The sequence below is a fragment of the Amycolatopsis sp. SID8362 genome (genome assembly GCF_010550475.1).
In the GTDB taxonomy this organism is placed as follows: domain Bacteria; phylum Actinomycetota; class Actinomycetes; order Mycobacteriales; family Pseudonocardiaceae; genus Amycolatopsis; species Amycolatopsis eburnea.
Genome location: NZ_JAAGNB010000408.1, coordinates 1 through 5,652, shown reverse-complemented (window position 1 = coordinate 5,652; position 5,652 = coordinate 1). Strand labels below are relative to the sequence as shown.

Genomic DNA, 5,652 nt, shown 5'->3' with positions numbered 1-5,652 from the left:
TGCGGCCCGTGGCCGGTCCGCACGGAACCGTTGCCGCCCCCGGGCGCCCCGGGAGCCCCGCCGATCCTGGTCGCGGCGACGGCGGCCGACCCGTCGACCCCGGGAGTGGGCAGCACGCGCGCGGCGGACCAGATGCCGTCGGCGGTGACGATCACGTGGCAGGGCGCGGGGCATGGTGCGGTGGGCGCTTCGCCGTGCGTGACGGACGCGGCGCGGGCTTTCCTGGTGGACGGGAAGATCCCTGCGAACGGAACCCTCTGCCCGGCCTGAGATGTAGTGAATGACTCATTCATGTCGTCTGACGACATGAATGAGTCATTCACGTCATGCGGCCGGGCTCCCGGTGCCTCTCAGGACTCCCGCAGTCCCGCGTTGAGCCGAGCCGCCTCGCGCGTCAGGTGCTCGACCTCCGCCGCGTTCGTCGCCTTCCGGGCCGCCTCGGCGTACAGCTCCGCCGCCCGAGCCACCTCCCCCTCACGCTCGTGCAGATACGCCGCCACCGCCGTGTACCGCGGCAACGACGGATCCAGCTCGGCCAACGCGGCCAACCCGGCACGGGCCCCGTCGGCCTCCCCCACCGCCACCGCGCGGTTGAGCCGCACGACCGGGCTGTCCGTCAGCCGGGCCAGCTCGTCGTACCACTCGACGATCTGCACCCAGTCCGTCTCCTCCGCCCGAGGCGCGTCGGCGTGCAAAGCCGCGATGGCCGCCTGCGCCTGGAACTCCCCCAGCCGATCCCGCGCCAGCGCGGCCTGCAGGATCGACACGCCCTCGGCGATCAGCTTCGTGTCCCACAAGGACCGGTCCTGCGACGCCAGCGGCACCAGCCCGCCGTCCGGCCCGGTGCGGCCGGCGCGACGGGCGTGGTGCAGCAGCATCAGGGCGAGCAGCCCCGCCACCTCGGGGTGGTCGATCGACGCCGCCAGCCGGCGGGTGAGGCGGATCGCCTCCGCCGCCAGGTCGACGTCGCCCGAATACCCCTCGTTGAACACCAGGTACAGCACGCGCAGCACCGTCGCGACGTCGCCGGGCTCGTCGAAGCGCACGCCCGAGACCGTCTTCTTCGCCCGGCTGATGCGCTGGCCCATCGTCGCCTCGGGCACCAGGTACGCCTGCGCGATCTGGCGCGTGGTCAGCCCGCCCACCGCGCGCAGGGTCAGCGCGACCGCCGACGACGGCGTCAGCGACGGGTGCGCGCACAGGAAGTACAGCTGCAGCGTGTCGTCCTCGGCGGGCACCTCCCCGGGCGGCACCTCGGCTTCGACGACGTCCTCGCGACGGCGGCGGGCGGTGTCCGAGCGGGTCTCGTCGAGGAACTTGCGCCAGGCGACCGTGACCAGCCAGCCCTTCGGGTCGCGCGGCGGGCCGTCCGCCCAGCCGCGGACGGCCTCGATCAGCGCTTCCTGGACGGCGTCTTCGGCCGCCGCGAACGGGGCGCCGCGGCGGACGAGGATCGCCAGCACCGCGGGGGTGAGACTGCGGAGGAGAACCTCGTCCACCGGGCCGGTCACTCCGTGATGGTGGGCAGCGGGGCCAGGCACGGGCGCAGCTCGAGCCACTCGTGGATCGGCTTCCCGCCCGCGCCCGGCGCCGCGGACAGCTCGCCGGCCAGCTCGAGCGCGCGCTCGTAGCTGTCGACGTCGATGATCATCCAGCCGGCGATGAGGTCCTTCGTCTCGGCGAACGGGCCGTCGGTGACCGGCGGGCGCCCCTCGCCGTCGTAGCGGACGAACGTCCCCTCGGGTGCCAGCCCCTGCTCGCCGACGAACTCGCCGGTCTCCCGGAGCTTGGCCGCGAACTCGTCCATGTACCGGATGTGCGCGGTGATCTCTTCCGGCTCCCACTGGTCCATCGGCACGCAGTTGACTGCCTCCGGCGCGCCGCGGTAGTGCTTGAGCAGCAGGTACTTGGCCATCGTGGTGCTCCCTCAGGTGGTGGGCGACCGGCGTTCCCGGTCGCCTTCACCCCGGGGACGGAGCCGGTTCCCGGCTTTCGACATCGCCGCCGAAGAAAATTTACTGGCGGTAGGACTCGACCTCGGAGACCGGGCGGGCCGCGGCGTCGTCCGGGTTCTCGTGGAACTCGGTCTTCGCGCGACGCTGCCGCAGCAGGTCCCAGCACTGGTCGAGCTGCTGCTCGACCGCGGTGAGGCGGTCCTTGTCGCCGCCGCTCAGCCCCACGCCGACCGAACGCGACCGGAGCTCGTGCTCCTCCGCGATCAGCTCGTCGATCCGGCCCAGGATTTCGCCGTCGGCCATCTGTGGTCCTCCTCTTCCGGGTTGCTCGGAGCACGACGCTACCCCGGCCCCGGGAATTCCCGCCGCCCCCGGTTCGTTGACCAGGGCATGAGCACCGTTGAGCTGACCGCCGAGAACTTCGACCAGACGGTAAACGACAACGAATTCGTCCTGATCGACTTCTGGGCGAGCTGGTGCGGACCGTGCCGCCAGTTCGCGCCGGTCTACGAAAAGGCCTCCGAGAAGCACGACGACATCGTGTTCGCGAGCGTCGACACCGAAGCGCAGCAGCAGCTCGCGGCCGCCTTCGACGTCCGCTCGATCCCGACGCTGGCCATCATCCGGGACAAGACCCTGATCTACGCCCAGCCCGGCGCGCTCCCCGAGCCCGCGCTGGAAGAGCTCATCAAGCAGGCGCGCGACGTCGACATGGCCGAGGTCAAGCGCAAGGCCGCCGAAGCCGAGGCCGAGCAGGCCTGACCACCACCACACCCGTGAAGGCCTCCTTACCGGTCAAAAATGCCGGTAAGGAGGCCTTCACGGCGTTTCAGGAGCGGGTCGCGAGCCCGCGCAGGAAGAACGCCAGGTTCGCCGGGCGCTCGGCCAGCCGCCGCATGAAGTAGCCGTACCACTCGTCGCCGTAGGGCACGTAGACGCGCATGCGCGCGCCCGAAGCCGCGATCCGCGCCTGCTCCTCCGGCCGGATGCCGTAGAGCATCTGGAACTCGTGGTCGTCGTCCTTGCGGCCGTGCTCGTCGGCCAGCGCGGCGGCGATCTCGATCATCCGCGGGTCGTGCGAAGCGACCATCGGATAGCCGGAGCCCGCCATCAGCACGCGCAGGCAGCGGACGTACGACTTGTCCACTTCGGACTTCTCCTGGAACGCGACCGACTCCGGCTCGGCGTACGCGCCCTTGCACAGCCGGACCCGGGAGCCCGGGCCCGACAGCGCGCGGCAGTCCGCCTCGGTCCGATGCAGGTAGGCCTGCAGCACCGCGCCCACCCACGGGTACTCGCCGCGCAGCTCGCGCAGGATGCCGAGCGTCGAGTCCGTGGTGGTGTGGTCCTCCATGTCGAGCGTCACGGTGGCGCCGACCGCCTCGGCCGCCGCGCAGATCTTCCGCGCGTTCTCCAGCGCGACGTCCTCGCCGTTCGACGGCAGGAACTGCCCGACCGCCGACAGCTTCACCGAGACGTCGGCGCCGTCCGCCAGCCCTTCCGCGGCGAGCGCGGTCAGCACGGCTTCGTAGGCCGCCACGGTCGACGCGGCCTGCGCGGCGTCGGTGGTGTCCTCACCGAGGTGGTCGAGGGTGATCCGGCGCCCGTCCGCGGCCAGTTCCCTGGCCACGCGGACGGCGTCGGCGGTCTCGGACCCGGCGACGAACCGGCGCACCACGGATCGGGTGGCGGGCACGGCCTCGACGAGCGCCCGGATCTTCCGGGACCGGGCGGCGGCGAGCAGCGGGGCACGCAACATGACGGTCTCCCTCTCAGCCCTGGTGCGGGTAGCGCACGGAGGTCGGCGGCACGAAGGTCTCCTTGATCGAGCGCGGGCTGGTCCAGCGCTGGAGGTTGAAGATCGAGCCCGCCTTGTCGTTGGTGCCGGAGGCGCGCGCGCCGCCGAACGGCTGCTGGCCGACGACGGCGCCGGTCGGCTTGTCGTTGACGTAGAAGTTGCCCGCGGCGAACCGCAGCGCCTCGGACGCCTTCGCCACGGCCGCGCGGTCGTCGGCGATGATCGCGCCGGTCAGGGCGTACGCGGCGGTCTCGTCGACGAGCTTGAGCACGGCGTCGAAGTCGGCGTCCTCGTAGACGTGGATCGACAGGATGGGGCCGAAGTACTCGGTCGAGAAGATCTCGTGCTTCGGGTTGCCCGAGACGAGGATCGTCGGCTGGACGAAGTACCCGACGCTGTCGTCGGCCGTCCCGCCGGTGAGCACCTCCACCGAGTCGTCGGAAGCGACGCGGTCGAACAGCGCGGTGTGCTTGGCGAACGCGCGGGCGTCGATCACCGCGCCGCCGAAGTGCGACAGGTCGGTGACGTCGCCGTAGGTCAGCGCCTCGGTCTCGGCCACGAGACCGTCCTTCAGCCGGTTCCAGACGCTGCGCGGGACGTACGCGCGCGAAGCGGCGGAGCACTTCTGGCCCTGGTACTCGAAGGCGCCGCGGACCAGCGCGGTGCGCAGGACGTCGACGTCGGCCGACGGGTGCGCGAGCACGAAGTCCTTGCCGCCGGTCTCGCCGACCAGCCGCGGGTACGAGCGGTAGCCCGCGATGTTGGCGCCGACCGTGCCCCAGAGGTGCTGGAACGTCGCGGTCGAGCCGGTGAAGTGGATGCCGGCCAGGTCGCGGTGGGTCAGGGCGACCTCGGAGACGGCCTTGCCGTCGCCCGGCAGCAGGTTGATGACGCCCGGCGGCATACCCGCCTCTTCGAGCAGCCGCATGGTCAGGTGCGCGGCGAACGACTGCGTCGGCGACGGCTTCCACAGGACCGTGTTGCCCATCAGCGCGGGCGCGGTCGGCAGGTTGCCGGCGATCGCGGTGAAGTTGAACGGCGTGATCGCGTAGACGAAGCCCTCGAGGGGCCGGTGCTCCATCCGGTTCCACACGCCCGGCGAGCTGACCGGCTGCTCGGTGAGCACGCGGCGGCCGAACTCGACGTTGAAGCGCCAGAAGTCGGCGAGCTCGCAGGCGGAGTCGATCTCGGCCTGGGTCGCGGTCTTGGACTGGCCGAGCATGGTGGCGGCGTTCAGGGTGGCGCGCCACTTGCCGGTGAGGAGGTCGGCGGCGCGCAGCAGGATGGCGGCGCGGTCGTCGTAGGACAGCGCGCGCCACTCCGGCGCGGCCTTCGCGGCGGCCGCGATGGCGTCGGTGGCGTCCTGCTGGGTGGCGCTGTGGATGGTGCCGAGGACGTGCCGGTGGTTGTGCGGCTGGACGACGTCGATCTTCTCGCCGCCGCCGGGGCGCTGCTCACCCCCGACGGTGACCGTCAGGTCGATGGGTTCCGCCTGGCCCAGCCGCTTGAGCGCACCCTCGAGTTCGGCGCGCTCAGCGCTGCCCGGCGCGTACGTGAGCACCGGCTCGTTCTTCGGGGCGGGGGTCTGGGTCACGGCGTCCACGGCGGCTCCTCTGCAGCGCTGTACGTCTGGATGCCCCGAACGGTAACTCCGGACACGTGGTGGCGGATTGTCCAACCGGCTAAAATCGCCCGTATGATCTTGGCTGATCAGACAACTCGGCGATGACGTCGCTGCGGCACGTGCTGGCGACGCTCGGCGAGCCGCTCGTCGAGGTCGTCGTGGCTCCGCACGGCCTGGGCGTCCCGGTCTCCGACGTCGTCATCCTCGACCCCGAAGACCCCCTCGAAGCCTCGCCGGGCGACCTGGTGCTGGTGATCGGCGCGCGGGGCCGGGCG

At 71.7% G+C, this 5,652-nt stretch carries 7 protein-coding genes and 1 pseudogene; 3 read left to right on the top strand and 5 right to left on the bottom strand.

Annotated elements, in window-relative coordinates:
* Positions 1-270 (top strand): alpha/beta hydrolase (locus G3I65_RS13310; protein ID WP_203612371.1); only part of this gene is annotated, 270 nt, incomplete at its 5' end.
* An 80-nt stretch (positions 271-350) separates the two neighbouring features.
* On the opposite strand, the gene G3I65_RS58595 is transcribed toward G3I65_RS13310, so the two are convergent.
* The 3 genes from G3I65_RS58595 to G3I65_RS13295 form a co-directional block, all read right to left on the bottom strand.
* Positions 351-1,499: an RNA polymerase sigma factor gene (locus G3I65_RS58595; protein ID WP_160696382.1), complete on the bottom strand. Its 1,149-nt coding sequence runs from the start codon at positions 1,497-1,499 to the stop codon at positions 351-353.
* Positions 1,500-1,507: 8 nt separating this feature from the next.
* Complete coding sequence (locus G3I65_RS13300) at positions 1,508-1,915, bottom strand: YciI family protein (RefSeq protein ID WP_160696381.1); 408 nt, start codon at positions 1,913-1,915, stop codon at positions 1,508-1,510.
* 100 nt (positions 1,916-2,015) lie between these two features.
* Positions 2,016-2,258 (bottom strand): DUF2630 family protein, encoded by a 243-nt coding sequence (locus tag G3I65_RS13295; RefSeq protein ID WP_003068842.1) that lies wholly within the window; start codon positions 2,256-2,258, stop codon positions 2,016-2,018.
* An 87-nt stretch (positions 2,259-2,345) separates the two neighbouring features.
* On the opposite strand from G3I65_RS13295, the gene trxA reads away from it, so the two are divergent.
* Positions 2,346-2,717, top strand: a complete 372-nt coding sequence (gene trxA, locus G3I65_RS13290; RefSeq protein ID WP_160696380.1) for a thioredoxin — start codon at positions 2,346-2,348, stop codon at positions 2,715-2,717.
* Positions 2,718-2,784: 67 nt separating this feature from the next.
* Here trxA and G3I65_RS13285 read toward each other — a convergent pair whose 3' ends face one another.
* Positions 2,785-3,714, bottom strand: a complete 930-nt coding sequence (locus G3I65_RS13285) for a proline dehydrogenase family protein (RefSeq protein WP_160696379.1) — start codon at positions 3,712-3,714, stop codon at positions 2,785-2,787.
* Positions 3,715-3,727: 13 nt separating this feature from the next.
* Complete coding sequence (gene pruA / locus G3I65_RS13280; RefSeq protein WP_160696378.1) at positions 3,728-5,356, bottom strand: L-glutamate gamma-semialdehyde dehydrogenase; 1,629 nt, start codon at positions 5,354-5,356, stop codon at positions 3,728-3,730.
* 122 nt (positions 5,357-5,478) lie between these two features.
* On the opposite strand from pruA, the pseudogene G3I65_RS57260 reads away from it, so the two are divergent.
* Positions 5,479-5,652, top strand: a pseudogene (locus G3I65_RS57260) (PucR family transcriptional regulator); the annotation flags it as partial.

What these genes read in the sequence shown, in the direction of transcription:
- G3I65_RS13300 (WP_160696381.1), bottom strand. Translation starts at nt 1,915, where the DNA reads ATGGCCAAGTACCTGCTGCTCAAGCACTACCGCGGCGCGCCGGAGGCA.
- G3I65_RS13295 (WP_003068842.1), bottom strand. Translation starts at nt 2,258, where the DNA reads ATGGCCGACGGCGAAATCCTGGGCCGGATCGACGAGCTGATCGCGGAG.
- trxA (WP_160696380.1), top strand. Translation starts at nt 2,346, where the DNA reads ATGAGCACCGTTGAGCTGACCGCCGAGAACTTCGACCAGACGGTAAAC.
- G3I65_RS13285 (WP_160696379.1), bottom strand. Translation starts at nt 3,714, where the DNA reads ATGTTGCGTGCCCCGCTGCTCGCCGCCGCCCGGTCCCGGAAGATCCGG.